Origin of the sequence: Candidatus Protofrankia californiensis (assembly GCF_900634765.1) — a bacterium.
Classification (GTDB): Bacteria; Actinomycetota; Actinomycetes; order Frankiales; family Frankiaceae; genus Protofrankia; species Protofrankia californiensis.
Genome location: NZ_CAAAFT010000068.1, coordinates 1 through 2,422 on the forward strand (window position 1 = coordinate 1; position 2,422 = coordinate 2,422).

Consider the following 2,422-nt stretch of genomic DNA (forward strand, 5'->3'; position numbering starts at 1 on the left):
TCGGCTCGGCGTTGACGCTTGATCTGAGCTCGGTGCTTCTTTCCTGCGATGCGCCGTTGGACGGCGCTTGCTGACGGACGGGTGGGGCGCCGCACGGGCGGCGGGGGACTGCTTGCCCTGCGCAGAGTTGTGATCAGCCTGGCCACGGCGGCCTCCCGGTTGCGAAGCTGCGACCGGTGTTCGCTGGCCGTGACGGTGAGGATGCCGTCGACCAGCCGGCCTTCCAGCCGTCCGAGCGCCCGCCCGCGCAGCGGCTCGGGTAGGGACGGCGAGCGGCGGACGTCGAAGGACACCTCGACCCTGCTGTCGGAGGTGTTCACCCCCTGCCCGCCGGGTCCGCTCGACCGGGAGAACCTCCAGGTCAGGTCGGATTCGCGCAGAACGAATCCGGGGCGTACCTGCATGGGTGGGAAGGCCATTCTCCCATGGTGACCGATCCCGGTGATCGCGATTCCGGCAGCATCGTGATCATAACCACGGTCCGGATACCCGACCCGGTCGCCGGCTCATCCATGCGATCTTTGTATCTGGGTCGGTCCGGGCCGCAACTGTTGCGGCTGATGAGGGTATGACCGACTGTCAGCTGCTGATTTCTCAACGATCGCGCGCCATAGTGTCCCGCGTTACGCTCGAAAACGGCAGGGCGGGAGGGTTCCGGCGTGATTACCAAAGGAGGACCCGCGTCCACTGTGAAGCGTCCATTGTGAAGCGCCCACACCTTGACGATCTTCTTGACGGACTCCTCGACGCCGGTACGTGGAGGTGCTGGGATTGCGCCCCCGAGCAGCCAGTACTGAGCGCCGCCTACGGTCGGGACCTGGCGCGGGCCGCCGAATGCAGCGGTGCGGACGAGTCGGTCCGCACCGGTGAGGGCCATGTTGGCGGTCACCGGGTCGTGGTCGTGGCCAGCGAATACGGCTTTCTCGGCGGCAGCGTGGGGATGGCCGCGGCACGTCGGGCCACCGCCGCGATCGAACGGGCCACCGCGCAGCGGCAGGCACTGCTGGCGCTGCCCGCCAGCGGCGGTACCCGGATCCACGAGGGAACCCCCGCGTTCCTCCAGATGCTGACGATCAGCAGTGCCATCGCCGAGCACCGGGCGGCCGGTCTGCCCTACCTCGTCTACCTGCGCCATCCGACGACCGGGGGAGTGCTCGCCTCCTGGGCCTCCCTCGGGCACGTCACGTTCGCCGAGCCCGAGGCGCTGGTCGGTTTCCTTGGGCCCCGGGTCGTCGAGGCGCTCACCGGCACGACGCTCGGACAGGATGCGCAGAGCCCCGAGACCCTGCGCCGGGCCGGCCTCGTGGACGCCGTCGTCACCCCCGATGACCTGCGGGAAAGCGTCCAGCGGGTGCTCAACGTCGTAGCGGTTGGGACCGCGGTTGCCCCCGCGGGGCGCGACGGCGAAGCGGATCCGCCGGCCCTCCTGGAGACGTCTGGAGCCGAGCCGTCCGGGACGGAACTGTCCGGCCCCGAACTGGCCGGGACCAGGCTGTCCGGAGTCGGGCCGTCCGGGATCGAACTGTCCGGCTCCCAGCCGTCCGGGAGCGGGCGGGATCCGTGGATGTCGGTGCTGGCCACCCGCGCGCCCGACCGTCCCGGCCTGCGCGAGTTCCTGGCGGCCGCGGCCAGCGACGTCACGCTGCTCGGCGCGTCCGAGCTGGGTCGGGGTGGCAGCCAGGTTGCGGACACTCCCGGTACACCGATCGTCACCGCGCTCGCCCTGCTGCGGGGGACACCATGTGTTGTCATCGGGCAGGACAGGTTGGCCCAGTGGCATCGGCGCATCGGCGTGGACGACCTTGACGCGGCTCGGGACGCGGTGCGACGGGCCGCGGACCTGCGGTTGCCGGTGCTCACCGTCATAGACACCCCGGGAGCGGAGCTGTCGGAGGCGGCCGAACGCCGCGGGATCGCCACGGCGATCGCGCGTTGTCTGGCAACATTGTTGACGACGCCGGTACCCACGGTGAGCGTACTGCTCGGGCAGGGTGCGGGCGGCGCGGCGCTCGCCCTGCTGCCGGCGGACACGGTCGTCGCCGCCGAGGACGCCTGGCTCGCTCCGCTGCCGCCCGAGGGCGCTTCGGTGATCATGCATCGGGATGTCGGCCACACCGCCGGCATGGCCCGCGGCCTGCAGATCACCGCCCATGACCTGCAGCGGCTGGGCGCGGTCGATCTGGTCGTCCCCGGCCCGGACGGCGGTCCGAGCAGCGGCCCGGGGACGGCGACATCGTCGGGCGCCTGCGGGCGGATGGCCGGTCTGGCCGAAGCCGCCGCCGGGTGCCTGCGGGCCGCCGTGGGGCTGGACCCGGCGACGAGGCTTGCGGCCCGACGCGACCGCTACCACCGTCTGTCGCCGTAGTAGCTTCCCCGTGCCGCCGTGCCGCCGTGCCGCCGTGCCGCCGTGCCGCCGTGCCGC

The 2,422-nt window shown here is 71.8% G+C and carries 2 protein-coding genes; one reads left to right on the top strand and one right to left on the bottom strand.

Annotation, left to right across the window (positions count from 1 at the left end):
• Nucleotides 1-419: alternative ribosome rescue aminoacyl-tRNA hydrolase ArfB (arfB, locus tag DD1DGNOD_RS04390; RefSeq protein WP_241255457.1), on the bottom strand; the 419-nt coding region annotated here is incomplete at its 3' end.
• 284 nt (nt 420-703) lie between these two features.
• Here arfB and DD1DGNOD_RS04395 point away from each other — a divergent pair.
• Entirely contained in the window at nt 704-2,365 is a 1,662-nt protein-coding gene (locus DD1DGNOD_RS04395) for a carboxyl transferase domain-containing protein (protein WP_241255458.1), read from the top strand.
• The last annotated feature ends 57 nt before the right edge of the window (nt 2,366-2,422 follow it).